Raw genomic sequence first — 24,431 nt, forward strand, 5'->3', positions numbered from 1 at the left:
ACCTAGCGTAGTGCCGTCGCCCCGCCGCCCGTGCGCGGGGTACGGCGGAGGGAGCCGGGCGTGACGCACGACGCGCACAGCGACGCGCAGGACACCGCGCGCACGATCGCGGCCCCGCCACGCGCCCGCGTCGCCGGGATGCGTCGCGGCGCCGTCGCCGTCGGCCTCGTCCTCGGCCTCTCCGGGCTGCTCTTCACCGTCAACGCGCGTGCCGCCGACGCGGGCGACGGGCGCCACCCGCAGAACCTCGCCGAGCTCACGCAGCAGCAGGCCGCGAACGTGGAGCGGCTGTCGGTCGAGGTCGACACGCTCCGCGCGCAGGTGCAGTCGCTCACGGCCGAGCAGGACGCGCTCGCGGGGCGCCCCGGGGCCCAGCCGCTCCCGGCGCAGCAGGTCGAGGGCGGTTCCGCGCCCGTGACGGGCCGTGGTCTCGTGATCCAGCTCGACGACGCACCGGCCGACACGCGCCGGGACGACGTCCGGGCCGACCTGCTGGTGGTCCACCAGGAGGACATCCAGACCGTCATGAACGCGCTGTGGGCCGGCGGCGCCGAGGCCATGGGCCTCATGGACCAGCGTGTGGTGGCGACGACGGGCGTGCAGTGCCAGGGCAACGTCCTGCGGCTGCACGGGCGCATGTACTCGCCGCCGTTCGTCGTCACCGCCGTGGGCGACCCCGACCGGCTGCGCGCCGCGCTCGAGGACGACCCCGCCGTCCGCACCTACGTCCGGCAGTCCGGCGAGCTCGGGCTCGGCTGGCACGTCGAGAGCAAGGACCGCCTCGAGCTGCCGGCCTACTCCGGTGCGACCGAGCTGAACTGGGCGCAGGTCCCCGACGACGTCGACGTCCTGCCCGGGGACGACACGACGCCCCCCGCGACGGCCCGTGCCGCGCGCACGCCCGGGGACGGTGCCCGGTGACGGCCGCGACGACGCCCGGCCGCGCCGCGGCGCACGCCCGGCCGCCGCGCACGCGTCGCGGTGGCGGCGTGGTGTACGGCGTGATCGGTGTGCTCGGCGAGCTGCTCATCACCGTCGGCGTGCTGCTCCTCGGGTTCCTCGTGTGGCAGCTGTGGTGGACGGACGTCGAGGGTGACGCCGCGCAGGCGCAGATCGTGCGCGACCTCGGGTACGTGGCGCCCACGCCGACGGCCTCGCAGGACGACGGCGTCGCCGACCCCAGCACCGAGGACCCCCCGGTCCTCGCGGAGCCGGAGCACGCCGTCTCGTTCGCCACGCTGACCGTGCCGCGCTGGGAGGGCGAGCCCGCGCGGCCCATCAGCCAGGGCACCGACCGTCCCACCGTGCTCGACGTGCTCGGCATCGGGCACTACGAGGGCACCGCGATGCCCGGCGGCGTCGGCAACTTCGCGCTCGCGGGGCACCGCGTCACGTTCGGCAAGCCGTTCAACCGCATCGAGGAGCTCCAGGTCGGCGACCCGCTCGTGGTCTGGACCCCGGACGCGTGGTACGTGTACCGCGTGACCTCCTCCGAGGTCGTCATGCCCGCCGACGTGCGCGTGATCGAACCCGTGCCCAACGAGCCGGGTGTCGAGCCCACCGAGCGCTACATCACGCTCACGACCTGCCACCCGATGTTCTCCGCGCGCGAGCGGTACATCGTGCACGGCGTGCTCGACTACTGGGCGCCGACGTCGAGCGGCACCCCCGCGGAGCTGCTCGGATGACCCGGGCGCCGGGCGGGCGGCCGCGGACCACCACGGGAGGCTCATGATGTACGGATGGCTCTGGCGGCACCTGCCGGGACCGGCCGTCGTGCGGCTGCTGATCGCCCTGCTGCTCGCGGCAGGCGTGCTGGCCGCGTGCTTCCTGTGGGTCTACCCGGCCGTCGCGCCGTACATGCCCTTCAACGAGACCACGGTGGGTGAGGGATGACGCGGATCCTCGTCGTCGACAACTACGACTCGTTCGTCTACACGATCGTCGGCTACCTCGACCAGCTCGGGGCGACCACCGAGGTCGTGCGGAACGACGCGGTGCCCCCGGCGGCCGAGCGCGCCGGGTACGACGGGGTGCTGGTCTCCCCGGGGCCGGGCGCGCCGTCCGACGCCGGCCAGAGCCTCCAGGTGATCCGCGACTGCGCGACGTCGGGCACCCCCATGCTCGGCGTGTGCCTGGGGCACCAGGCGCTCGGCGAGGTGTTCGGCGGCACGGTCACGCACGCGCCCGAGCTGATGCACGGCAAGACCAGCCCCGTCGAGCACGACGGGCAGGGAGTCCTCGCGGGCCTGCCGTCGCCGTTCACCGCGACGCGCTACCACTCGCTCGCGGTCGTGGACGGCACGTTCTCCGAGGAGCTGGTCGTGACCGCGCGCACCAACGGCATCGTCATGGGGCTCCAGCACCGCGACCTGCCGCTGCACGGCGTGCAGTTCCACCCCGAGTCCGTGCTCACCGAGGGTGGGCACCGCCTGCTCGCGAACTGGCTGCAGGTCTGCGGCTCCGGCGACGCGGTCGAGCGGTCCGCGGGGCTGCACCCGCTCGTGCGGCTCTAGGCAGCGACGGACGACGCCCCCGGCCGGTTCCGGTCGGGGGCGTCGTCGTGCGCGTGCGGCGTCAGTCCGTCGGCGTCGGCGAGGGGGTGGGCTGGTTGCCGCCACCACCACCGCCCTGCTGCGGGCCGCGTGACACCCGGAGCGTCACGCGCTGCTCCTTCGCCACCTCGGTGCCGCCGTTCGGGTCGGAGGACACGACGGTCCCCGCGGGTTCGTCGGACGCGACGTCCTCCCGCGTGACGTTCGTCAGCCCGGCGGCGTTGAGCGCCTGCACCGCGGCGTCGTACGTCATCCCGCGCAGGTTGCTCGGGACGGTCGCGGTCGACGCCGGCACGGCGACCCCCAGGTTCACGACCGTGCCCTGCGGGATGATGTCGCCCTCCGCGCGGGACTGCTGCACGACCGTGCCCTCGGGCTGGTCGGACTCGACCTCGCTGGTGTTGACCCGCAGGCCCAGGTCGCCGAGCGTCTGGGTCGCGACCTCGGCGTTCTGCCCGGTGACGTTCGGGACCACCACGTTGCCCGACGCGAGGTAGAGCACGACGACCGAACCCGACGAGACGGGGGTGTCCGCCGCCGGGTCGGTCTTGGTGACACGGTCCTTCGGCTGCGTCGGCACGTCCTCGCGCTGCCGGGTGGGGTCGACGGTCAGGCCGGCCTTCTCGATCTCGGCGACGGCCTGCGCCTCGGTCATCCCTGACACGTCGGGCACGGTGACCTCGGCCGGTCCGGTGGAGATGTAGACGGTGACCGTCGTCTCCTTGTCGACCTTCGTCTTCGCCGCGGGGTCCGTGCGGGTCGCCTGCCCGGACGGGTACTGGTCGCTGGCCTCCTGCGCCGGCTGCGGCGTGAGGTCGGCGTCGCGGATCGTCTGCAGCGCCTGCTCCTGCGACATGCCGGCGACGTCGGGGACCTCGACCGTGGTCTCCGGGGGCGGCGACGAGTTGGCGATGATCGCCCAGACGATCCCGCCGACCGCGAGCAGCGCGACCGCGGCCAGCACCCAGATCAGCCAGGGACGCTTCTTCTCCTCGTCCTCCTGCCCGTCCTGGTCCTGCGGGGTGGCCACGAGGCCGGTGGGCCCCCAGGGCGCGCCGCCGGTGGCGGGCGGCATGGCCTGCGTCGCCGCGACCGGCGGCGTCATGACCTGCGTGGCGTCGGCCGCCGGGACGGCGGCCATCGCGGCGCCGACGGCGGGTGCGCCGACGTGCCCGCCTCGCAGCACCGCGTCGAGGTCCGCACGGAACTCCGCGGCCGACGAGTAGCGCGCGTCGCGCTCCTTGGCGAGGGCCTTGAGCGTGATGCGGTCGAGCGTCTCGGGGACGTCGCTCGCGATCGAGCTCGGCACGGGCGGGTTCTCCCGCACGTGCTGGTAGGCGACGGCCACGGGCGAGTCGCCGACGAACGGCGGCCGTCCCGTGAGCAGCTCGAACAGCAGGCACCCGGTGGAGTACAGGTCGGAGCGCGCGTCGACCTGCTCGCCGCGCGCCTGCTCGGGCGAGAGGTACTGCGCGGTGCCGATCACGGCCTGCGTCTGCGTCATGGTCGCCGCGGAGTCCGCGACGGCGCGGGCGATGCCGAAGTCCATGACCTTGACGGCACCGGTGGGCGTGATCATGACGTTCGCGGGCTTGATGTCGCGGTGCACGATGCCCGCGTGGTGCGAGTACTCGAGCGCCGACAGCACGCCCGCCGTGATCTCGACGGCCTCGTCGATCGGCACGGCGTGGCCGTCGCGCAGGATGTCGCGGACCGTGTGCCCCTCGACGTACTCCATGACGATGAACGGGACGTGCGCGACCGTGCCGGTGGGCTCGGTGAAGACGTCCTCGCCGGTGTCGTACACCGCGACGATCGCCGGGTGGTTGAGCGCGGCCGCCGACTGCGCCTCCCGCCGGAAGCGGTTCTGGAACGACGGGTCGCGTGCGAGGTCGGAGCGCAGGATCTTGATCGCGACCGTGCGTCCCAGGCGGTTGTCGTGCCCGATGTGCACCTCGGCCATGCCGCCGCGGCCGATGAGCTCACCGACCTCGTACCGGCCGGCAAGGATGCGGGATCCGTCGTCCACCACTAGGCGTCCTTCACTTCCGTCGATCGCGGGTCGTGGGCCGCTGCCCGAGTCCCGTCTGCCGGGCCGGCCGCGCCGTCCCCGTGCTGCACTGCGGCGATCATCCCACCCGGTCCGCCGCCACGAGGGTACTGGTCCGTCGTCGTGGACCAGGCGGGCTCGGCGGGCGCGGCGCCGAGCAGCCGGTCGGCCAGCGCCGCGCCGAGCAGCGCGACCAGCACGAGGACGAGCACGACCAGCGGCAGGCGCAGACGACGCACCCACGCGAGCACGCCGTCGAGCGGACGGGCGGCGGGAGCCTCGTGGCGGCTGCGTCGCCGTCGGTCGTCGGGGCGGCGGCGCGTGCGCCGCGGTCCCGGCGGGACGGTGCGTAGGACGGCGGCGCCGACGACGCGCCGCCCGCATGCGTGCGCTCGGGGGCCGCGGAGGACGACCGTGCGCTCGTGCGGTGCTCGTCGCGGGCGCGCGTCGGCTTGCTGACCAGCACGGCGACGCCCGAGGGCGGCGTGCGGGGCACGAGCTGGTCGAGCAGCGCCGCGAGCTCCTCGCCCGACGCGGGTCGCTCGGACGGCTCCTTCGACAGCAGTCGCAGCACGAGCGCCGCGAGCTTGCGGTCGACGGCCGCGGGCAGCGGCGGCACCGGGTCGTTGACGTGCGCGACCGCGATGTCGACCGCGGTCGGGCCCGTGAAGGGACGCTTGCCCGCCAGCGCCTCGTAGGCGACGACGCCGAGCGAGTACAGGTCGGACAGGGGTGTGGCGGGGCGTCCGACGGCCTGCTCGGGGGACAGGTACTGCGCCGTGCCCATGACCATGCCGGTCGCGGTCATCGTCTTCTGGTTGGAGGCCAGCGAGACGCCGAAGTCGGTGATCTTCACCTTGCCCGAGCGGGCGAGCAGGATGTTGCCGGGCTTCACGTCGCGGTGCACGACGCCCGCGAGGTGAGCGGCGTGCAGCCCGCGGGCGGTCTGCGCCAGCACGGGCAGCAGGCGCTGCGGCGCCAGCACGGGCTCGCGCTCGAGCAGGTCGGACAGCGGCTCGCCGACGACGAGCTCCATCACGAGGTACGCCGAGCCGTCCTGCTCGCCGTAGTCGAACAGCGCCGCGATGTGCGGGTGGTGCAGGGACGCGGAGTTGCGGGCCTCGGTGCGGAAGCGCTCGAGGAACCCGGCGTCGCCGGCGAACTCGGCGCGCAGCACCTTGACGGCGACCGCGCGGGCGAGCGCGTCGTCGTTCGCCTCCCAGACCTCGCCCATGCCGCCGACGGCGATGCGGCGCAGCAGCCGGTAGCGGCCACCGCCGAGCGCGACACCCGGTGCGGTCCTCATGAGCCCAGCACCGCCTCGATGACGGCCTTCGCGACGGGCGCGGCGACGCCGCCGCCGGTCGCCTCGTTGCCGAGCGAACCGCCGTTCTCGACGATCACCGCGACGGCCACGCGGGGCGCGTCGGCGGGGGCGAAGGCCGTGAACCACGCGTGCGGCGGCTGGCCCTCGAGGGTCTGCGCGGTGCCGGTCTTGCCGGCGACCTGCACGCCGGGGATCTGCGCGGCGCGTCCCGTGCCGGAGTCGACGACGCCGACCATCATCCGCGTGAGCTCGTCGGCGGTCCCGGCGGAGACCGCCTGGGAGTACTCCTCGGGCTCGTTCTGCGACACGACCGTGAGGTCGGCCGAGCGGACCGTGTCGACGAGGTACGGCTTCATGAGCCGCCCGTCGTTGGCGATGGCCGACGCGACCATCGCCATCTGCAGCGGCGACGCCTGCACGTCGCGCTGCCCGATGGCCGTCTGCGCGAGGGCCGGCGGGTCGAGGTCGGTGGGGAACACCGAGCGCGTGACCCGCAGCGGCACCTCCAGGTCCGGGTCGTCGAAGCCGAAGCGTGCCGACTGCTCGCGCAGCGCGTCCTCGCCGAGCGTCACGCCGAGCTCGGCGAACGCCGTGTTGCACGAGATCCGCAGCGCGTCCGCGAGCGAGACCTGGTCGCCCCCGCAGCTGCCGCCGCCGAAGTTCGTGATGGCCCGCGACGTCTGCGGCGGCGTGTACTCGACCGGGGACGGCACGGTCGTGTCCGCCGTGTAGGAGCCCGACTCGAGCGCGGCCGCCGCCGTGACCAGCTTGAACGTCGAGCCGGGCGCGTAGCGCTCCTGGGTCGCGTTCGACCGCAGCGGGTTGCCGGGCTCGCCCTCGAGCGCGCGGTACGCGGCGGCCGCCTCGCTCGTGGAGTGCACGGCCAGCGCGTTGGGGTCGAACCCGGGGGTCGAGACGAGCGCGAGGATCCGGCCGGTGGTCGGCTCGATCGCGACGACGGCGCCGTCCTGGTCGCCGAGCGCCGCGCGCGCGGCCTGCTGCGCGGCGGGCAGGATCGTCGTCTCGACCGCGGCGCCCTCGGGACGGCGGCCCGTCAGCAGGTCGCGGATGCGGCTGAAGAACAGCTGGTCGGACCTGCCCGTGAGCTGCGGGTTCTCGGCCTCCTCGAGCTGGGTGCGGCCGTTCGCGATCGAGTAGAAGCCCGTCACCGCCGAGTACAGGTCGCCGTCGGCGTAGGTGCGCTGGTAGCCGAACGGGTCGTCGACGGGCACCGAGGACGCGATCGCGACGCCGCCGGCCACGATCGGGCCGCGCGCGTTGCCGTGCTCGCGGTACAGCCCGCGCACGTTGCGGTTGTCGGTGTTCAGCGACTCCGCCTGGAAGAACTGCACCCAGGTGGCGGCGCCCATGAGCGCCACGAACATGACGAGCGTGAGGGTCGCGAGGCGGCGCAGCGGGGTGTTCACCGCGGGTCACCTCCCAGTCGCTCGGTCGGGTTGTCGTCGGGGTCGGGGCCCTCGTGGGCGTCAGTGGTGCGCCCCGGTCCGGACGTGCGCACCGGGGCGGTGCCGGTCGGTGCGGCGGGCGTCCCGCCGGCGGGCGTCCCGGTGCGCCCCGTGCTGCGCCGACCGCCCACCGGGCGTGCGTCGCCGATCGGCGGGAGCGGCACGCCCACGTCGGGCGTCGCGATCGTCCGCACCGCGGGGACGGGTCGTCGCGCCTCGTCGGAGATGCGCAGCAGCAGCGCCGCGATCATCCAGTTGGCCACGAGCGACGAGCCGCCGTAGGCGAGGAACGGCGTGGTGAGGCCCGTCAGCGGGATCAGACGGGTCACGCCGCCGACGACGACGAAGAGCTGCACCGCGACGACGAACGACAGGCCGCCCGCGAGGAGCTTGCCGAAGCCGTCGCGCACGCCGATCGCGATGCGCAGGCCGCGCTCGACGAGCACGGTGTACAGCAGGAGGATCGCCACGAGCCCGGTGAGCCCGAGCTCCTCGCCGAGCGCCGCGACGATGAAGTCGGAGTACGCGAACGGCACGAGGTCAGGCCGTCCCTGGCCCAGGCCGGTGCCGAACAGCCCGCCGTTGGCCATGCCGAACAGGCCGTACACGAGCTGGCCGGAGCCGCCGTACTGGCGGCTGAACACGTCGTTGTCGAGCGCGTGCAGCCAGACGTCGAAGCGCGCCGCGACGTGGCTGAACGTGGCGGCCGCGACGGCCGCGCCGCCGGCGAACAGCGTGAGGCCGATGACGATCCACGACGTGCGCTCGGTCGCGAGGTACAGCACCGCGACGAACAGGCCGAAGAACAGCAGCGACGTCCCGAGGTCACGCTGCAGCACGAGCACCGCGAGCGAGGCCGCCCACACCACGAGGATCGGCCCGAGGTCCCGCGCACGCGGCAGCTGCAGGCCCAGGACCCGCTTGCCGGCCAGCGCGAGCGTGTCGCGGTGCGTCACGAGGTACCCGGCGAAGAACACCGCGAGGGCGATCTTCGCGAACTCGGCGGGCTGCATGCCGACGGGCCCGACGCGCACCCAGATGCGCGCGCCGTTGATGGTCTGGCCGAGACCGGGCACGAGCGGCAGCAGGATGAGCACGAGACCGACGACCATGGCCGTGTACGTGTAGCGGCGCAGCGTGCGGTGGTCGCGCAGCACCAGCAGCACGACGATCGCGAGCACCACGGAGACGGCGGTCCAGGCGAGCTGCCGGTCGGCGATGTTCGCGTCGGCGCGCCCGCGTGCCGCGTAGGCGATCGAGATGCGGTAGATCATCGCCAGGCCGATGCCGTTGAGGGCGACCACCACGGGCAGGATCACGGGGTCGGCGTAGGGCGCGCGGATGCGCAGCACGACGTGCACGGCGAACGCGAGCACGGTCGTCCCGACCGCGTACGTCATGGCGTGCGGCGGCACGGAGCCGGTCGCGCCGAGACCGGCCAGCACGTAGCCGGCGATGCCGATGACCAGGGCGGGGACGAGCAGGAGCAGCTCGGTCCCGCGACCGGGACGGACCCGGTGGGGCTGGACGCTGGCCATCACAGCGCCGCGGCGGCGGGTCCGGGGCCCGTGGTCGGGGCCGCCGCGGTCGCGTCGCCCGCGGCGTCGTCGTCGTCGGCGGCCGGCTCCGGGTCGGCGGGCGGCGGCACGACCGGCTCGGTCGGCATCGGGTCGAGCGTCGCCCCGGGCGTCGACGACAACGTGGGCGTGGGGACCGGCGTGGGCGTGGGCTCCGCGTCGTCGGCGAGCATCGCGACGAGGCGGCGCGCCTCGTCGAGCGATCCCGCGGAGATCGTCTGCTCGACGCGCTCGCGCAGGTAGGCCGGCAGGTCGTCGACCTGCACGTCCGAGGCCTCGACGAGCTCGGCGAGGTCGACCGGCCCGATGCTCTGCGGGATCCCGCGGTAGACCGCGACCGTGCCCTGCGACTCGGCGACGAAGTACTGCGTCTGCGTCCAGGCGTACCCGCCGACGAGGGCCGCGACGAGCGCGAGACCCGCGACGACCCACGCGACGACCAGGCCGCGGCGGCGCGGCGGCGGTGCGAGCGGCTCGTCGTCGTCCTCGGGCGCGGCCTCGACCGTGGCAGGCAGGGCCGGGCCGTCGTCGCCGTCCGTGCCGTCGTCGGCGGGTGCCGACCGGGCGCTGCGGGACAGCCGTGCGGCGCGTGCCGCGGGCCCGTCCGCGGCGGCTGACGGCCGGTTGCGGCTCACGGCCGCGGCACCGACGACCGCGCTCGCGGTCGACGGCATCGCGCCGTCGGGCAGGTCGTCGAGCTCGACGACGTCCGCGAGCACCACGGTCACGTTGTCGGGCCCGCCGGCGCGCAGCGCGAGCTGCACGAGGCGGTCGGCGCACGCGTCGAGGTCGGGGACGTCCGCGAGCGTCTCGGCGATGGTCTCGGCCGAGACGTAGCCCGACAGGCCGTCGGAGCACAGCAGCCACCGGTCGCCGGGGCGGGCCTCGCGCACGGACAGGTCGGCGGTGACGTCGGCGTCGAAGTCGCCGAGCACGCGCATCACGACCGAGCGCTGCGGGTGGTGCTCGGCCTCCTCGGGCGTGATGCGCCCGGTGTCGACGAGGTGCTGCACGAACGTGTGGTCCGTGGTGACCTGCGTGAGCGTGCCGTCGCGGAACAGGTACCCGCGCGAGTCGCCCAGGTGCACCATCGCGAGCTTGTTGCCGGCCCGCAGGATCGCGGTGACGGTCGTGCCCATGCCGGCGAGGTCGGGCTCGGCGTCGCTGCGCGCGATGATCTCCGACCGTGCGTCGTCGAGCGCGGTCTCGAGCTGGTCGAGCGCGTCGTCGGGGCCGTGGGACTCGCCGTCGAGCGGCGCGAGCGCCGCGACGGCGACGGACGACGCGACGTCACCGCCCGCGTGCCCTCCCATGCCGTCGGCGACCACCAGCAGGTGGGGTCCGGCGTAGGCGGAGTCCTGGTTGTCGGACCGGACGAGGCCGACGTCGGAGCGCGCGGCGTAGCGGAGGGCGACCGTCACGCGGCTACCTCTGGAGCTCGAGCAGGCTCTGGCCGATCCGCACCGCGGTACCGGTGGGGACGGGCGTGGGCTGCTCGACCTTCTGCTCGCCGACGAACGTGCCGTTGGTGGACCCGAGGTCCTCGACGAACCACTGGTCGCCCTGCGGGAAGATCCGCGCGTGGCGGGACGACGAGTAGTCGTCGTCGAGCACGAGCGTGCAGCTGGGGGCGCGGCCGATCACGACGGCCGACGAGCCGAGCGGGAGCGTCGTGCCGCGCAGCGGGCCCTCGGTGACGACGAGCCGCGTCGGGCCGCCGCCGCTGCGGGAGCGCCGCGGTGCGCGGGGGGACTCGCCGGCCGGGGCCGGGGCCTCGGCGGCAGGTGCCGGCTTGGGGGCCGGGCGGCGGCGGTCGATGATGCGCGTGCCGTACAGGTCGCGGCGCAGCACGGTGATCGCGGACAGCACGAGCAGCCAGATCAGCGCGAGGTAGCCCAGCCGCAGCAGGGTGACGGTCAGCTCACTCATGCGGGGGCATCACTCGTCCACGTCGCCGTCGCCGCCGGTCCAGAACAGGATCCGGGTGCGGCCGATGGTCAGGGTGTTGCCGTCGAGCAGCGTCGCGGCGGGCACCTGGTGCCCCTCGACGAACACGCCGTTGGTCGAGCCGAGGTCGCTCGCGACCACGCCGTCCGGCGTCACCCGGATCTCCAGGTGACGGCGCGAGACGCCGGGGTCGTCGACGATGATGTCGGCCTCCGAGCCACGGCCGATGACCGTGACGGGGCCCGTGAGGATGTACCGCTGGCCGTCGATGTCGATGAGCGGGTGCCGCGGGCTGGGGGCTGCCGACGTCGCGGGGGCCACGGCGCCGCGCACGGTCGCGCTGTGGACGGCGAACCGTCCGGCGTCCTGCTCGGTGTCCTCGCTGAACGACACGGTGACGGGGCCGACGAACGCGTAGTGCTGGCTGGCCGCGTGGTCGGTGACGTTGGCGGCGAGCTCCTCGGCCAGCGCCTCGGCGCCCCACGCCTCGACCTGGTCGTAGTCGGCGGTGGACAGCTCGATCGTGAACTCGTTCGGCACCACGGTGCGGTCGCGTCCCACGACGGCGGCGCGGTCGTCGAGCTCGCGGCGCAGGGCGTCGGCCAGCTCGATGGGCTTGACCTCGCTGCGGAAGGCGCGCGCGAACGCGTTGTTGACGACGCGCTCGACGCCGTTCTCGAACTTGTCGAGGAACCCCACGTCCACCTCCCTCCCCGCCGTGCGCGGACCGGGCGGCCCGTGCAGCGTGCTCAGCGGCCCGGCGGGCGTGAAGCCACGACGGTCCGCGTCGATGGTATCCGTGCAGGGCCCTGGACGGGTGCCCGGGGTGCCGGAGGCCTGGTCGCGCCGCCGCGTGTCGGCGCGACGCACCGGGCGACTGGTCGCATATGTGCCTACTTGCGTGCCCGATGGGTCCCTCCGTGACCAGTTCTCTCGCGTGCGCGCGCGAGAGAACTGGGGTGCGTGGGCGCGCGTGAGGTGGCGGGTCCGGGGCCGGTTCGTCGGTGGGGGCTGCTGCGTGCTAGCGTTCTCCAGCGCGCGCGAGTGGCGGAACGGCAGACGCGCTGGCTTCAGGTGCCAGTGTCCGAAAGGGCGTGCGGGTTCAAATCCCGCCTCGCGCACAGAGACAGGACCCCCGGTCGGAGCACATCCGGCCGGGGGTTCTTGCATGTCCGGGCACTCTGCCTTGGTGAGTGCGGTCGTCACCGAGGCGGACGCCGTCCGTGGCGCCCGCGTGCGGTCGGAAGACGCGGCTCAGCTCAGGACGTCCTTGACGCTCAGGTCACCCTTCGCCCCTGGGTACTGGGAGAAGTCGATGGCCCACATCCCGTCGGTGGTGATCGACCATGCCCCGTTGTCCAGCGCCCAGTGCCACCAGCGGACCCGCTCGACCGTCGTCATGGAGGCCGACTCTTCCAGGCCGCCGTCCGGGGTCCACGCCGTCGTGGTGGATGCCGGTGTGCGGCAGTCGAACACCAGCGGGTGCTGGTAGCCGAGGAACGGGACGAACTCTCGGCGGTAGATGATGGCGGCGAGTTCGTCGTCGTCAGCCGCGCCCCAGTCGATGGCGTTCTGCGCGCAGGTGCGGGCGTACTCGAGGGCGTCTCGAAGCGGCGGGAACTCCCGGTACGGAGCCAGCGACTGCGCGCCGGTGTCCTCGCCGTCGTGCCAGGCCCATATCGCGCGGGCGTCCTCAGGGAGGGTCAGGTCGTACTGGGCGCTCAGGGCGTCGATCTGGTCCGGAGACAGCCCGGGGCGGAGCTGGCTGACTCCTCGCGCACCGAGGTCACGCAGGCGCTGCGCCCACTGCTCCAGCACGTGCGTGACCTCGGTTGCCGACATGGTCATCTCCTCACGGGTTGCAGATCTGCAAGGTGGGCACGTGCGTGGTGGCAGGCGGGATGGGGATGGCGTAGAAGGGATCACCGTTCTGCACGCCGCAGCTGCTGAGGAACGAGCTATACCTGACACCCTGCTGTTGGTTCTGTTCGCCGTCGATGACCTTCAGGCTCGGCGCCGGGGTGGCCAGGCCGCCTCCCTGCTCGGTAGCGAAGAACGGGTACTCGTCGCACTGCAGGAGACCGTTGGTTCCTACCGACGCCGCGCACCGGGGGTCTCCGATGTACCAATCCCGCAGGCTGGGGTTCAACGCGCGTGGGCGGTAGTTGAGCTCGACCCAGCCGGGGTTCTGCGCGATCGCCTCGAGGTCGTGGTTGGAGGCCTCGGGGACGTCGGCCTGCCCCGACATGAAGATCGGCTTGCTCTGGCAGTCCTTGTACGGGTTCGTCGAGACGAGCGCGGCGGACAGCACGGCAAGGCACTGCTGGGTTGCGACCCGCGACCACTCCGGCTGCAGGTCGTTCAGCGTCGCGACGCGCTGGACGAGCCGGTCGTACTTCCACACACCGTTCGGCAGGCTCGCCGGCGGTGCCATCGGCCCGGTCGGTCGCGGGTCGGGGCTGTCGACCCAATCCGGGGCTGTCGCCGGAGCCGTGCCGTCACCGAGGGTGTAGACGGCGACAACTGCCAAGACGCCGGGAGTGATCTTCGACATCGCTGCCAGGACCGAGCGCATCGTGGCCCCCGCTGCCTGCGCCGCCGCGAGGCACCCCAGGGTGTGGGGCTTGGTCGTGCTCACGGAGGGTGCGGGGGCCACATTCCCGATGACGCACACCTCGTCGACGGTGACCCCCGCTGCGACGAGCGCGTACGCGAGAGCGTCGAGGTCGACGTTCGCTCCGAGATCGTGGATCGTCAGTCCGGGTTGGCCTACCTGCACCGGGGGTTGCGGGGCGGTTGCGGTGACCGATCCAGGCTGTGCTCCGTTGACCGGGAGAGCCGAGGTGTAGGTGAACTCGGTGCCGCCGGGGCGGACGTCTTGGGCGGTGGCGCGCCAGGAGCTCCCGTCACCTTCGACGTAGATGTTGACGTTGGTGTACGCGCCGACCGACCACCCCCATCCGCTGAGCTCGGACGCGGTCGCCCCGGTGAACTTGTCGTCGCCGTCGAACATCGACCACGACTGCATCGCCGTGACGAGGTTGCGCAGGCTCGACTGCGTGACCGGGTCGTAGATCGACGCAGCGTTGGCCGGCGTGGCGGTCATGCCTGCACCCAGAAGGAGTGCGGCCAGTACGGCGAATCCGGAACGGCGTAGTCGCGTGCGTGGTCGGCCCCCTGACCGAGGGCGTGGATGTGCCGCGACGGAACGCGCCCCCAGAAAGACATCCCGTCGACTTCCCTGCTGATCTTGCCAGGGTTCGGTGAGTCTCCAGAAGAAGATTCACCCTTGTGGATCAACTTTCTTCGGGGGGATCGCCAGAACTTCGACTCGAGCGAGTCGGACTGTGACCGGGGCATCGTCGACATCACGTCCCGGCGAGGCAGTGCTCGAGAAGGAACGTGTCGCGCGCGAGATTTGTCAAGCCAGGGTGACGGAATGCCCCTGGGCGCGCCGCCACGGGATGCACACCCGAGCATCATGTCGTCGGTCACGACTCCTGCCCGAGCGGACGAGGTGCTCACCATCGTCTCGTCGTATCCTGGAGGCTGATCAGGGGCAGTTCGCCGTGTGTGGGGTGGGGCGCACGGGACCCCGACGTCCCCGGAGACTGCCTTGTCGTCCCAGATCGTCGCGCCCTCGAGCGCGCCCACCCGCACGCCCGGCCCCGCGCCGCAGCCCTCGCTGATCGCCGTCGGCGGGCTGCCGTTCCTCGTCACGGCGCTGCTCGGCCGCCTGCCGGCCTCGATGATCCAGCTCGGCCTGCTGATGATCGTCGCGTCGTCCGGCCTCGGTGTCGGCCTCGGTGGTGTCACCGTCGCGGTCGTCGGCGTCGGCACCGCGATCGGGGCGCCGGTCGTCGGGCGGGCCGTCGACCGCTGGGGGCCGCTGCCCGTGGTCGTCGTCGCCACGCTCGTGCAGGTCGGCGCGCTCCTCGGGGTGCTCGCGGCGACCACCGGGTCGACGTGGACGCTGCTGGCGTGCGCGGGAGTCGTCGGTGCGGCGAACCCGCAGGTCGGGTCCGTCGCCCGCTCGCGGTGGTCGCTCGTGGCGCGCCGCAGCGGGCAGGAGCGGGTGCTGGGCCGCGCGATGGGCTACGAGGTCGCGGCCGACGAGATCGGGTTCGTCGTCGGACCCGTCGTCGCGGGGCTGCTCGTCGCGCTGCTCGGGCCCGTGACCGCGCTGTGGGTCCTCGTCGCGGCGGCCGTCGTCGGGCAGGGCGCCTTCGCGGCGTTCCTGCGCACCGAGCGGGACGCCTGGCCGCGGCACGCCACGCGAGTCGTGACCGACCGACCCGCGCGCCTGCCCCTGGGTGCGCTCGTGCTGCCGATGCTCGTCGCCGGCAGCGTCGGCATCGCGTTCGGATCCACGCAGACCGGCCTCACCGCCGTCAACGCCGCCCGCGGCACCGAGGAGCTCACCGGCCTGATCTACGCCTGCTCCGGCGTCGGCAGCGCGATCGCGAGCGTCGTGGTGTCCCGGCTCCGGGGGGCGAGCGTCGCCACGCGCGTCGTCGCCGGCGGCGCCGCGCTGCTCACCGGCGCCGTCGGGCTCACGACCGGCCCCGGCCCGTGGGCCGCCGCGGCCTGCGCGGTTGTGCTCGGCGTCGGCGCGGGCACGCTGCTGGTCAGCGGGTACGCGCGCGCCGAGCAGGTCGCACCCGCCGGGCGCGTCGCGTCGACCATGGCGCTGCTGGCCACGTCGCTCGTGCTCGGGGTCTCGGCCGGTGCGGCGGCCGCCGGCGCGCTCGCGGGCACCCCGGCGCTCGCGTTCTGGCCGACGGTCGCGGCCGGCGTGCTGGGGATCGTCGCGGGAGTCGGCCTGCGTGCTCGACGGCTCGACGTGCCCAAGGTCTGACGTCGAACCGAGCCCGCGGCCCGACGCCGTGCGGCATGCTCGCACCCATGGCGACGACGCGACCCCCGTCCGGCAGGCCCGGTGCAGCGGCACGTTGGCCGGGCGCCGCGACCCTCGTCGTCGCGGTCGGCGTGCTGCTGCTCGGCGGGTGGGCGTGGTTCGCGCTGCACTGGGCGACCCCGACGGAAGACCTGTGCCCCGCGATCTACCCGGCGCCCCCCGGGTGCGAGCCGGAACGCGTCGGCGTGGCGTGGACCTGGAGCGGTGTGATCGTCGCGGGCGTCGTCGTGGCCGCGCTGCTCGCGCGCCGCAGTGCCCGCCCACGGGCCGCGACCGTCGCTGGTGCCGCCGCCGCGCTGCTCACGCTGACGCTCGTCGCCGCCGCGGTGCTGCGCGGGGCACCGGCGTAGCGGGACCGCTCGTCACACGCCCGGCCGTCGGTACCGTCACGACGCCCTGCTCGTCGGCGAACTCGACGCGAGCGCCGACGTCCGCGCCGGCGTGCTGCGGGTCGCGGCGCTGCACCTCGACGTCGACCTCGCCGCGGCCGATCGCGTCGACGTCGAGCGCGAGATCACCGACCTCGCGACGTGGCTCACGCTGGACCTCGTCGACCAGCGGAGACGGGCCGGGAGGTCGCACGTCGCACGCCGACGGCCGCCGGTCCGGGAGGACCGACGGCCGTCGTCACGCCGGGGAGCGCCCCGGGGCGCCCCTCAGGAGCAGGCCGCCCCGTTGACGGTGAAGCCCGTCGGTGCGGCGTTGGTGCCGCTGTACGAGCCGTTGAAGCCCAGGCTCGTCGACCCGCCCGGTGCGAGCGCGCCGTTCCAGGCCGCGTTGGTCGCGGTGACCGTGGCGCCCGTCTGGCTCCAGGTCGCGCTCCAGCCCTGCGTGACCTGCTGGTTGCCGGGGAACGTGAACCCGAGCCGCCACGACGTCCACGGGGTCGAGCCCGTGTTGGTCACGGTCACGGCCGCGGTGAAGCCCGAGCCCCACGAGCTCGCGGAGTAGGTGACCTGGCAGGACGCCGACGGGGTCGGGGTGGGGGTGGGTGTCACAGTCGGCGTCGGCGTGACCGTGGGGGTCGGGGTGGGCGTCGGCGTCGGGGAGACGGTCGGCGTGGGCGTGGGCGTCGGCGTCGGCTCGGGCGTCGTGCCGCCCGCCTGCTCGGCGGCCCAGGTGCTCAGCCACACCAGCGCCGAGTTCCAGTTGATCGCCACCTCGTTCACCGAGTACGCCTCGATGTGGTCGACGTAGCACTTCTGCGGCGCGCAGCCCGCGAGCTGCGCGGCCGCGAGCGGGTCCTGCAGCTCGCTGTTGGGCCCGCCGGCGAGCGACCCCGGGGGAGCCGTGGGCAGCGACGCGTCGGCCTGGTGCGCCCAGAACCGGTGGTGCACGTTGCGCACCGGGTTCTCGCCGTAGCCCGCGATGTACGACTGGTTGAGCGGGTTGCGGCCCTGCAGGTAGTCCAGCGCGCCGTACACGGCGGTGCGGTACTTCGTCTGGCCCGTGAAGTCGTACGCGAGGGCCAGCGCGTTCGCGTTGTTCACGACCTGGCCGTTCGAGCCCCAGTAGTACACGGTGCCCGCGTTGTTGGGCGCGGGGTACGCCTGGTTCGCGAGCCGGCCCAGCGTCGCGTCGGCGAACGAGACGATCGCGGCGCGCGTCGCGGCCACGTCGGCCGCGGGCAGGTCGGTCGGGACGAGCGTGAGCGTCGTGTCGCCCAGCCCGCCGGTCCAGCCCCAGTCGTAGCCGCGCTCCGCGAAGCTCGTGCCCCGGTAGAACGGCGAGCCCGTGACGTCGGCGCGGTACGCGGCCTCGCCCGTGGTCGCGAACAGCTCGGCGGCCGCCCAGTAGAACTCGTCGGTCACCGACGGGTCGCCGTAGGCGCCGCCGCCCGTGCCGTCGGCGTCGGACGCGATGCGGTTCGGGTTCGCCTTGGCCGCGGCGTACGCGGTGCGCGCGGCGGACAGCGCCCGCGCGGAGAACGCCGCGTCGTACGGCGCCCACAGGCGCGACGCCTGCGCCGCGACGGCCGCCATGTTGAGCGTGGCCGCCGTGCTGACGGGCGCGAGGATGCGCCGCTGCGCGTCCTGCGCCGGGATCGTCGGGATGCCCGTCCAGTTCTCGTCGTGCATCTTGTGGTGCACCATGCCGGCGTCGGTGCGGCCCGCGGGGACCTGCATGCGCAGCAGGAACTCGACCTCCCACCGTGCCTCGTCGAGCACGTCCGGGACCCCGTTGGTGCGCTCCGGGATCGCGGCCTTGCCGTCGCCCAGCGCCGCGCGGTCCGCACCCGCGACGTGCAGCGTGCGCTCGTACGTGTTCTGCAGCTGCCACGTCGCGATGCCGCCGTTGACGACGTACTTGCCGTGGTCGCCCGCGTCGTACCAGCCGCCGCGCACGTCCAGGCTGTACCCGCACGACTGCCGGCACGGCACGCTCGTGTCGCCCTGGTTGGGGGCCACGCCCAGGTGCCCGGCGGCGCGTGCGTACGTGCTGCCGACGTACTGCGCCTCGATCGCGATGCCCGAGCGCTGGTGGTAGAAGAACGCGAGCGAGTCGGACCGCAGCTTCCTCACCGGGTCGGCCGAGATGTCGAACGGGTGGCTGGTGGCGCCGCCCGCCGACAGCACGTAGCCGGTGCCGGCGGTGTCGTACGACGAGAAGTCGATGAGGTGCGTGCGGTCGCCCGACAACGCGTCGGCGCCCTTGACCGTCGACGTGCCCTGCGCGACGGTGCGCCCGGACGCGTCCTTCAGGGTCCACGCGACGGGCGTGGTCGACGTGCTCACGAGCGTCGCGACCTTGGCGACGCCGGGCACGTACGCGACCTGGTTGACCTTGACGGGCGTGCCGGGGTCGGGTGCGGCGACGGCCGCGGGGGCGGTGACGCCCGCGACCGTGAGCGCGGTGGCGACCGCGAGGCCCGCGGCCCAGGCGCGGCGCCGCGCGCGCCGTCGGGTGATCGGTGACATGGCTGTCCTCTGGTGGCGACGACGGGTGACGTGCGCGCCGCGGGCCACCCCGACGCTGGGGTCCGGCCGTGGCGGGAGCGCTTCGACCACGGTAGGTGGGGGAGTGCGCCGCGCCCGGGGGTCGGTGGCGTCGGAATCGATTAAGCCGCGCGCAGGTGCCGGGACCGGGTCGCCCCCGCCGCCAGGCGCACCGCCGTCTAGCCTGAGCGCGTCCCTGACCAGCGCCGACGGCGCCGCACCGACCGCGAGGAGACCCCGATGACCCAGGCGCGGGCCCTCGTCGAGGTGGCCGACGGCGTCCACGTCGCGGTGTCGTCCGTCTACGCGACCACCACGACCGTCGTCGAGCGCGACGGCCGCTGCCTGGTCGTCGACCCCGCGGTCACGGCGCGTGAGGTCGTGGCGCTCGACGCCGCGACCCGGCAGCGCGACGCCGACCCCGAGCTCGCCGCGCACCTGGCCGCGCACCCGCAGGACGCTCCGGCCGCGATCACCACGCGCGCACCCGCACCGTTCCCGCGGGCCGACGAGGACGCCGACGGCTGGCACCGCCTGGACTGGGACGGTCCGCACGTGCGGGTCCTCACGCACGACGCCCACAGCGCGGGCCACACCGCGCTCGCGGTCGTCGACGCGGGCGTGCTCGTCGCGGGGGACATGCTCTCCGACGTCGAGGTGCCGCTCGTCGACACCGACCGCGCGGCACCCGTCGAGCACCACCTCGCCGTGCTCGACCGCGTCGAGGCCGGCGTCCGGCGCTACGGCGCGCACCGCGTGGTGCCCGGTCACGGGGGCGTCGGCGGCGCCGGGTCCACGCTCGCGCGCGTCGCGGCGGACCGCGCGTACCTCACCGGGCCCGACGGTCCCCGCGACGACGACCCGCGGCTCGGCCCCGGCACCCCCGCCTGGCTGCGCGCCGCGCACCGGGAGCAGCGGGCCGCGCTCGTCACCTCACGGACGACGGACGGCTGACGGCTCGCACGACGCTCGCCGCGCGCCCCGTGCGCGTGCTCCCTACCCTGGCCGCATGGCGTGCCGCATCAGCGAGCTGGTCCTCGAGGCGTCCGACCACGAGCGTCTCGCGGCGTTCTGGTCCCAGGTCCTCGGCTACGTCGAGCTGGGGCGGGAGGACGACGACAGCATCGAGATCGGGCCGGCGGATGCCGGGTTCGGCGGGCCGCAGCCCACGATCATCGTCAGCCCGGTCGCGCAGCCGCGGCCGGGGAAGCTGCGGCTGCACGTCGACGTGAGCCCCACCGACCGCGACCAGGCCGCCGAGCTCGAGCGGCTGCTCGCGCTCGGTGCCCGACCGGTCGACGTGGGGCAGGGCCCCGACGCGACGTGGCACGTGCTCGCCGACCCCGAGGGCAACGAGTTCTGCCTGCTGCGGCGGCGCCTCGACCCGGTCTGACGGCTACGCGTCCCCGGGCGCGACGGTCCCGTCCGCGAGGACCGACACCTCGTCGTCGTCGACCACGACGAACCCGCCGGTCACCGTGACCTCGACGGGATCACCCGTGGCCGGCCGCACCCGCACGACGCCCGCGGCCAGCACGGCCGCGACGGGCTCGTGCCGCGGCAGGATGCCCAGCGACCCGGACACCGACGGCACGGTGACGCCGCGCGCGTGCCCCGACCAGCGCACGCCGTCCGGCGCGACCACCTGCACGGTGAGCAGGCCCGCGGCGCGGTGCTGCGGGGTCGGGGACGGCGAAGCGGCGACGGACACGGGACTCCTCGGTGCTGCAGGGGGCGGAGCCTTCGGAGTCTGCCCCGCGTCCCGGGCCCCGACCTCGTCCTTCGGTCCCAGACGACGCCTGCCGGGGGGTGGGACGCGTCACGTCACCGCCGGAACAGGCCCGCCCACAGGAAGTCCTCGCCGAACGTGTCACCCGACGTCACCGTGCGCATGCGTCGCAGCTCGACCTCGGTGAGCCCGGCCAGCGAGCTCCGCAGCTCGTCGGCGGTGTACGCGAGCCCGCCGCCGAGGCCGCCCGCGCGGTACAGGTCGAGGTCGTCGGCCTCGGTGCCGCCGCGGCCGTCGTGCCCCGCGGCGAAGCAGGCGACGGCCAGGTGCCCGCCGGGCGCCAGCGTCCGCTCGAGCAGCGCGCGGTACGACACGCGGCGGTGCGGCGGCAGGTGGTGGAAGCAGCCGGAGTCCACCACCAGGTCGTAGGGCCGGTCCGTCCGCCACGTGAGGACGTCGGTGCGCACGAACCGCACGTCGACCCCCGCCGCGGTGGCGCGCTCGCGGCCCCAGGTCACGGCCGTCTCCGACAGGTCGAGCGCGTCGACCGTGCAGCCCTGCTGCGCGAGCCACACCGCGTTGCGGCCCGGTCCGCACCCGAGCTCCAGCACGCGCGTGCCGGGCCCGAGCGGCAGGCGCCCGTCGGCGTGCCACGCGACGAGGGACTCGTCGGGGACCGCCCGGAAGAACGGGACCGGGCGGTGCCGGTCGGCGTAGAACCGGTCCCAGAAGTCGGTGCCGCCGCGCTCGGACCACCGGTCGGCGCGCTCGTCGAACAGCTGGTCGAGCAGCGCGAGGACGTCGTCGACCGTCTGGATCGAGCGGCCGCGGCCGACGGTTCCGGGCATGGCGTGCACCTGCGCTTCCGCGACGACGACGGGGGGTGCGGCGACGCTACCGGTTCGCCCGGAAGGGCCACGGGACCTCGGTCTCGTGACGCGTGACGACCCGCGGTGCGGTGGTGGGCGCCGGCCGGGCCGACACAAAGCGTTCGGGTCCCGACGTGCCCGCCCGGCAGGATGGGGGCATGAGTGCGACCCTGCAGGTCCGTGGCGTCGCCGCGGCGTTCGGCGACCGCGAGCTGTTCTCGGGCCTGGACCTGGTGGTCGCGCCGGGGGACGTCGTGGGGCTCGTCGGGCCCAACGGCGCGGGCAAGACGACGCTGCTGCGGATCCTGGCCGGGCAGCGCGCGCCCGAGGCGGGGTCGGTGCAGCTCTCGCCCGCGACCGCGCAGGTCGGGTACCTCGTGCAGGAGGTCGAGCGGCGCGACGACGAGTCCGTGCGGACGTTCCTCGAGCGGCGCACGGGCGTCGCCGCCGCACAGGCCGCGATGGACGCCGCCGCCGACGCGCTCGCGGCCGACGCGCCCGGTGCGGCCGACGCGTTCACCGACGCGCTCGAGCGCTGGACGTCGCTGGGCGGCGCCGACCTCGACGCGCGGCTCGGTGTCGTCGCCGACGACCTGGGCCTCGCGGTCGACCTCGACCTGCCGATGACCGCGCTGTCCGGCGGGCAGGCCGCGCGCGTCGGCCTCGCGGCGCTGCTGCTGTCGCGGTTCGACCTGTACCTGCTCGACGAGCCGACCAACGACCTCGACGCCGACGGCCTCGACCGGCTGGAGGAGTTCGTGGAGCGCGCGCAGGCGCCGATCGTGGTGGTCAGCCACGACCGCGAGTTCCTGGCCCGCACGGTCACGACGGTCGTCGAGATCGACCGGTCCCTGCAGCGCGTCGCCACCTACGGCGGCTCGTACGACGCGTACCTCGAGGAGCGCTCGACGGCCCGCCGTCACGCGCGCGAGGCGTACGAGGACTACGCCGCGCGGCGCGACCAGCTCGCCGCGCGGGCCCGCACGCAGCGCGCGTGGATGGAGAAGGGCGTGCGCAACGCGCGCCGCAAGGCCACCGACGGCGACAAGCACGTCAAGCACCACCGCGGCGAGGTGGCCGAGAAGCAGGCCGCGAAGGCCCGCCAGACCGACCGCCTGATCGAGCGGCTCGAGGTCGTCGACGAGCCGCGCAAGGAGTGGCAGCTGCGCATGACGATCGCGACGGCTCCGCGCTCGGGCGAGGTCGTCGCCACCGCGCGCGGCGCGGTCGTGCGTCGCGGGGACTTCACGCTCGGGCCGGTCGACCTGCAGCTCGACCGGCAGGACCGCGTCGCCGTGACCGGGCCCAACGGGTCGGGCAAGTCGACGCTGCTCGGCCTGCTGCTGGGGCGGCTGACGCCGGACGAGGGCGCGGCGTCGCTCGGGTCGGGCGTGCTGGTCGGCGAGGTCGACCAGGCCCGCGCGGTGTTCGAGGGCGACGAGCCCGTCGGTGACGCGTTCGCACGCGAGGTCCCCGACTGGCCGACCGCCGACGTGCGCACGCTGCTCGCGAAGTTCGGGCTCACGGGGCACCAGGTGGGGCGGCCCGCGTCGTCGCTGTCGCCGGGCGAGCGCACGCGCGCCGCGCTCGCGCTGCTGCAGGCTCGTGGCGTCAACCTGCTCGTCCTCGACGAGCCGACCAACCACCTGGACCTGCCCGCGATCGAGCAGCTCGAGCAGGCCCTGGAGTCGTTCGACGGCACGGTCCTGCTGGTCACGCACGACCGACGCATGCTCGACACCGTGCGGCTGACCCGCCGCTGGCACGTCGAGGACGGCGTCGTGACCGAGGTCCGGCCGGACTGACCGCGGGCGTCAGGCGGGTGCGCGCACGTCCCCGTCGACGTACTGCCAGCCGTCCGGGCCGCGGCGGAACCGGCTGACCTCGCGCATCGACCCGCGCCCGCCTGGCGAGCGCCAGAACGCCTCGAACTCGACCGTGCCCGTCGTGTCGAAGACGCCGCCGCCGGCGGTCGCGAGCACGTCGAGCCGGTACCAGCGCACGTCGTCGTCGAGGTCGAGGTGCGCCGGGCGCGTGGCCGCGTGCCACGTGCGGCGCAGGTACGCCGCGTCACCGACGGCGAACGCGCTGAACCGCGACCGCATGAGCTGCTCGGCGGTGCCGGCCGTGCGGTCGCCCGCGTGCAGGGGGCCGCAGCACTCGTCGAACGGCAGGCCGCTGGAGCAGGGGCACCGGGTCATCGCCCCAGCATCGCAGGGTGACGCCGTCGCCCGTGGTCCCCGGCCGGACAGCACCGGGGGAACCCAACGGGCGGGTCCGCCCGTTGGGAGGGGCGAGACCGCCGGGAGCACGTCACCGGTGGACCCGCCGAGGACCCAGGGAGCCCCCGCATGAGCCCGACGCCCGCCCGCCTGCTCGCCGCGACCGTGGGGGGTGCCGCGACCACGGCCTACTACGCGACGCCCGACGTGATCCGCTCGCGCACGGCGCGCGGCTGGGCCAAGGCGGCGCTGCTGCTCGTCGCCACGGCGGCCACGCTGCCCGACGCGCGCGCCACGTGGCAGCACAAGCGCACCGCCGAGCCGACGCCGCTCACGTCGCTGACCTGGCAGGACGCCGCCGACGAGGTCGAGGCCCCCGGCGACGACGCGCCCGCCCTGACGTTCCGCTCGCTGCCCGCCAGCAAGCAGGCCGTGATCGCGGGCGTCGGGGCCGCCGTCATGGCGGGCAGCGTGTGGGCGACCGTGGCGACCGAGCGGTGGCTGTACCGCCGCGCCGAGACGCGTCGCGTCGCGGGTGCCCGCTGGGCGCACACCCGCACGGGACTCGTGATGGGCGGGGTCGCGGCCGCGCTCGCGCTGATCCCGGACCCGCCGGAGGGCTCGGACGCGCCGACGGGCGACGCGACCCGCTGACGACCGGGCCGACCCGGCCGCTCGCGCGACGCGTCAGCCGTGCTCGGTCGGCTCCGGGTCGTCGGGCGACGGGGGTGGCGGGACCGGCTCGCGCGGGTCGGGCTCGTCGTTCGTCGGGAGGTCGTCGAAGTTCGGCGCGTCCGGCACGGCGCCGGGGTCGGGGATCGGGCTGCTCATGGCA

At 74.5% G+C, this 24,431-nt stretch carries 24 protein-coding genes and 1 tRNA gene; 11 read left to right on the forward strand and 14 right to left on the reverse strand.

The window, feature by feature from the left end; all coding sequences use genetic code 11:
• Positions 1–60 precede the first annotated feature (60 nt).
• The 4 genes from GY42_RS13285 to GY42_RS13300 are packed head-to-tail and all read left to right on the forward strand — an operon-like array spanning position 61 to position 2,516.
• Entirely contained in the window at positions 61–921 is an 861-nt protein-coding gene (locus tag GY42_RS13285) for a DUF881 domain-containing protein (protein WP_236686789.1), read from the forward strand.
• A complete protein-coding gene (locus tag GY42_RS13290; protein ID WP_046529695.1) occupies positions 918–1,688 on the forward strand; it encodes a class E sortase in 771 nt (256 codons plus the stop codon). The genes GY42_RS13285 and GY42_RS13290 overlap by 4 nt, the downstream gene beginning before the upstream one ends.
• A gap of 43 nt (positions 1,689–1,731) precedes the next feature.
• Positions 1,732–1,896: a hypothetical protein gene (locus GY42_RS19480; RefSeq protein WP_160309421.1), complete on the forward strand. Its 165-nt coding sequence runs from the start codon at positions 1,732–1,734 to the stop codon at positions 1,894–1,896.
• Complete coding sequence (locus tag GY42_RS13300) at positions 1,893–2,516, forward strand: aminodeoxychorismate/anthranilate synthase component II (protein WP_046529696.1); 624 nt, start codon at positions 1,893–1,895, stop codon at positions 2,514–2,516. The genes GY42_RS19480 and GY42_RS13300 overlap by 4 nt, the downstream gene beginning before the upstream one ends.
• A gap of 61 nt (positions 2,517–2,577) precedes the next feature.
• Here GY42_RS13300 and pknB read toward each other — a convergent pair whose 3' ends face one another.
• From pknB to GY42_RS19485, 7 genes are all read right to left on the reverse strand, one after another.
• Entirely contained in the window at positions 2,578–4,587 is a 2,010-nt protein-coding gene (gene pknB, locus GY42_RS13305) for a Stk1 family PASTA domain-containing Ser/Thr kinase (RefSeq protein ID WP_046529697.1), read from the reverse strand.
• A gap of 97 nt (positions 4,588–4,684) precedes the next feature.
• Positions 4,685–5,911: a serine/threonine-protein kinase gene (locus GY42_RS13310; protein WP_052748389.1), complete on the reverse strand. Its 1,227-nt coding sequence runs from the start codon at positions 5,909–5,911 to the stop codon at positions 4,685–4,687.
• On the reverse strand, positions 5,908–7,359 hold the full coding sequence (locus GY42_RS13315) for a peptidoglycan D,D-transpeptidase FtsI family protein (RefSeq protein ID WP_046529698.1): 1,452 nt from the start codon (positions 7,357–7,359) through the stop codon (positions 5,908–5,910). Before GY42_RS13315 ends, GY42_RS13310 begins: the two co-directional genes overlap by 4 nt.
• Complete coding sequence (locus GY42_RS13320) at positions 7,356–8,936, reverse strand: FtsW/RodA/SpoVE family cell cycle protein (RefSeq protein WP_046529699.1); 1,581 nt, start codon at positions 8,934–8,936, stop codon at positions 7,356–7,358. Before GY42_RS13320 ends, GY42_RS13315 begins: the two co-directional genes overlap by 4 nt.
• The gene (locus tag GY42_RS13325) at positions 8,936–10,396 is read right to left on the reverse strand and encodes a Stp1/IreP family PP2C-type Ser/Thr phosphatase (protein WP_082131546.1); all 1,461 of its coding nucleotides are present in this window, start codon (positions 10,394–10,396) and stop codon (positions 8,936–8,938) included. Before GY42_RS13325 ends, GY42_RS13320 begins: the two co-directional genes overlap by 1 nt.
• A gap of 4 nt (positions 10,397–10,400) precedes the next feature.
• Complete coding sequence (locus GY42_RS13330) at positions 10,401–10,904, reverse strand: FHA domain-containing protein FhaB/FipA (RefSeq protein ID WP_046529700.1); 504 nt, start codon at positions 10,902–10,904, stop codon at positions 10,401–10,403.
• Positions 10,905–10,913: 9 nt separating this feature from the next.
• Positions 10,914–11,621, reverse strand: coding sequence for an FhaA domain-containing protein (locus tag GY42_RS19485; protein ID WP_046529701.1), 708 nt, complete (start codon positions 11,619–11,621; stop codon positions 10,914–10,916).
• A 339-nt stretch (positions 11,622–11,960) separates the two neighbouring features.
• Between GY42_RS19485 and GY42_RS13340 the strand changes: the two genes are divergently transcribed.
• Positions 11,961–12,043 (forward strand) — tRNA-Leu (locus GY42_RS13340).
• A 133-nt stretch (positions 12,044–12,176) separates the two neighbouring features.
• Here the strand turns inward: GY42_RS13340 and GY42_RS13345 are convergent.
• Positions 12,177–12,764 carry an SMI1/KNR4 family protein gene (locus GY42_RS13345; RefSeq protein ID WP_152667325.1) on the reverse strand — a complete coding sequence of 196 codons (588 nt, stop codon included), beginning with the start codon at positions 12,762–12,764 and terminating at the stop codon, positions 12,177–12,179.
• Between the two features lie 10 nt (positions 12,765–12,774).
• A complete protein-coding gene (locus GY42_RS13350; protein WP_046529703.1) occupies positions 12,775–14,028 on the reverse strand; it encodes a NucA/NucB deoxyribonuclease domain-containing protein in 1,254 nt (417 codons plus the stop codon).
• 510 nt (positions 14,029–14,538) lie between these two features.
• Here GY42_RS13350 and GY42_RS13355 point away from each other — a divergent pair.
• Entirely contained in the window at positions 14,539–15,780 is a 1,242-nt protein-coding gene (locus tag GY42_RS13355) for an MFS transporter (protein WP_236686791.1), read from the forward strand.
• 47 nt (positions 15,781–15,827) lie between these two features.
• Entirely contained in the window at positions 15,828–16,190 is a 363-nt protein-coding gene (locus tag GY42_RS13360) for a hypothetical protein (RefSeq protein WP_152667326.1), read from the forward strand.
• Between the two features lie 306 nt (positions 16,191–16,496).
• Here GY42_RS13360 and GY42_RS13370 read toward each other — a convergent pair whose 3' ends face one another.
• Entirely contained in the window at positions 16,497–18,758 is a 2,262-nt protein-coding gene (locus GY42_RS13370; protein ID WP_046529706.1) for a glycoside hydrolase family 9 protein, read from the reverse strand.
• Between the two features lie 258 nt (positions 18,759–19,016).
• Between GY42_RS13370 and GY42_RS18320 the strand changes: the two genes are divergently transcribed.
• A complete protein-coding gene (locus GY42_RS18320; RefSeq protein ID WP_052748390.1) occupies positions 19,017–19,730 on the forward strand; it encodes a hypothetical protein in 714 nt (237 codons plus the stop codon).
• Between the two features lie 55 nt (positions 19,731–19,785).
• Positions 19,786–20,169, forward strand: a complete 384-nt coding sequence (locus GY42_RS13380; protein WP_046529707.1) for a VOC family protein — start codon at positions 19,786–19,788, stop codon at positions 20,167–20,169.
• Between the two features lie 3 nt (positions 20,170–20,172).
• Here GY42_RS13380 and atpC read toward each other — a convergent pair whose 3' ends face one another.
• The gene (atpC, locus tag GY42_RS13385; protein ID WP_082131548.1) at positions 20,173–20,487 is read right to left on the reverse strand and encodes an ATP synthase F1 subunit epsilon; all 315 of its coding nucleotides are present in this window, start codon (positions 20,485–20,487) and stop codon (positions 20,173–20,175) included.
• Positions 20,488–20,600: 113 nt separating this feature from the next.
• A complete protein-coding gene (locus GY42_RS13390) occupies positions 20,601–21,353 on the reverse strand; it encodes a class I SAM-dependent methyltransferase (RefSeq protein WP_046529708.1) in 753 nt (250 codons plus the stop codon).
• A gap of 179 nt (positions 21,354–21,532) precedes the next feature.
• Between GY42_RS13390 and GY42_RS13395 the strand changes: the two genes are divergently transcribed.
• Entirely contained in the window at positions 21,533–23,179 is a 1,647-nt protein-coding gene (locus tag GY42_RS13395; RefSeq protein WP_046529709.1) for an ABC-F family ATP-binding cassette domain-containing protein, read from the forward strand.
• Between the two features lie 9 nt (positions 23,180–23,188).
• Here the strand turns inward: GY42_RS13395 and GY42_RS13400 are convergent, their stop codons facing one another.
• Positions 23,189–23,575: a YchJ family protein gene (locus GY42_RS13400; RefSeq protein ID WP_052748391.1), complete on the reverse strand. Its 387-nt coding sequence runs from the start codon at positions 23,573–23,575 to the stop codon at positions 23,189–23,191.
• Between the two features lie 150 nt (positions 23,576–23,725).
• On the opposite strand from GY42_RS13400, the gene GY42_RS13405 reads away from it, so the two are divergent.
• Positions 23,726–24,250: a hypothetical protein gene (locus GY42_RS13405; protein WP_046529710.1), complete on the forward strand. Its 525-nt coding sequence runs from the start codon at positions 23,726–23,728 to the stop codon at positions 24,248–24,250.
• A 33-nt stretch (positions 24,251–24,283) separates the two neighbouring features.
• On the opposite strand, the gene GY42_RS19490 is transcribed toward GY42_RS13405, so the two are convergent.
• Positions 24,284–24,427: a hypothetical protein gene (locus GY42_RS19490; protein ID WP_160309422.1), complete on the reverse strand. Its 144-nt coding sequence runs from the start codon at positions 24,425–24,427 to the stop codon at positions 24,284–24,286.
• Positions 24,428–24,431 lie beyond the last annotated feature (4 nt).

This window comes from Cellulomonas sp. FA1 (assembly GCF_000986825.1).
Taxonomy (GTDB): domain Bacteria; phylum Actinomycetota; class Actinomycetes; order Actinomycetales; family Cellulomonadaceae; genus Cellulomonas; species Cellulomonas iranensis.